1 protein-coding gene is annotated in these 1,511 nt (G+C 67.8%); it reads right to left on the bottom strand.

Annotated elements, in window-relative coordinates:
* Positions 1-14 precede the first annotated feature (14 nt).
* Positions 15-1,418 (bottom strand): IS4 family transposase, encoded by a 1,404-nt coding sequence (locus tag ACWD6R_RS40535; protein ID WP_451823337.1) that lies wholly within the window; start codon positions 1,416-1,418, stop codon positions 15-17.
* Positions 1,419-1,511: the final 93 nt, after the last annotated feature.

Below are 1,511 nucleotides of genomic sequence, written 5' to 3'. Positions count from 1 at the left end.
GCAAGGCCGTGAAGTTACGGGCTGATCGTTGGTTGCAAGATGTCAATCCTGAGGGTGGCTTTGTAGGTACGCCGGTCGACTTTGAGGCTTTTGTACGCGTAGCGGGACAGGGGGCGTTTGACCGCGCGGGGGCTGACGCGTAGGCGTCGGGCGGGCATGAGCTGGTCCAGTACTGCCCGGCCGATCGTCCCGACGAGGTCGATCCTGGTGTCGGCGATGACGTTGGCGGCCTGGATGACCTGGTCGCGGGCGGTTTCCAGGGCGATGCGGAAGCTGGCCCGGTCGGGGTCGGCGCCAGGGACTGTGTCGGTGGCGTCGGTGATGGCGGTCCGCAGAAGCTGGTAGACGCTCAGCAGGGCGTAGACCTCCTGGGCGATCCCGGCCCAGGTCTTCGAGCGCAGGACCCGCCGGCCCAGCATCGACTTCTTGATCTCGAAGTAGGCGGACTCCACTTCCCAGCGCTCGTGATACAGGCTGACCAGTGCGAACGCCGGAAAGCGGTGAGGGTCGAGCAGGTTGGTGGCCAGGCGATAGAGGCCGGTGTGCTGTCCGGCGGAGGTCGAGATGGTGATCTCGCACTCGATGATGCGGACCTCGAGGGTGCCGAAGCGGGAGAGGAACGAGCCGTCGTCGTAGCGGGCCAGTACCGGGGGCTTGCGGGCGGCCGAGACGCGGGCCAGGAAGGCGGCATCGGCGCCGGCGACGGCGGTCAGGAACGGGGTCCCGGAGAAGCCGCGGTCCAGGAGCACGATCATGCCGTGGTGCAGGGAGCGCATCAGGCGCGTGCCGTAGAAGGTTTCACCGCGGCTGCGTGGACCGAAGGCGGCGTCCATGACCGCGCGGGTGCCGCAGGCAACCAGGGCGGTCAGGCAGATCTGCGGGTAGCCGGAGGTGGCGTACTGGTTGGAGCCCTTGCCCAGCCGGGCCCGGTGCAACGGGCTGTCGGGGACATCGAGGTAGGTGCCGTCGATCGCGACTGTCAGCATCCCCTTCCAGCGGGCCCCGCCGGTGCGAATCGCCGAGGCGGGGCCGCGCAGCATGTCGAACAGGGTCCGCATGGGGCGTACCCCGAGCCGGGCCCGGGCGTCCCACAACGCGGTCCCGGTGATCTTCGGGATGGGTATCGAGTCCAGGGCACTGGTGAGCTTGCGCCAGACGGCCAGATAGCCGCACTCCTCGAACAGGGCGGCGGCCAGCAGCAAATAGACCACCACCCGGGCGGGAAGTTTCCGCAGTCGCCGCTGGGTACCACCGGCCTCGGCAAGGGCCGCATCGACCATGTCGAACGGGACGATCCGGGTGAGCTCCCCCAGATGCCCCGGGGCGAACAGGCCCTTGGCTACCGTGATTTCACGCGTGATGACACACTGATCGGACAGCGGAGCTCCCGGGTTGGAATGACTGGTCTTGGTCGACAAGTCGTTCTACCGGGGCTCCGCTTCCTACGTCCGGCACTCCACCCAACCGAGACCCCTTGCCACCAGCCCCGCAGCCGTAACTTCACGGCCTTG

Source organism: Streptomyces sp. NPDC005151, from assembly GCF_053599875.1.
Note: the sequence above shows the minus strand (reverse complement) of the source record. Positions and strands in the feature narration are given on the sequence as shown.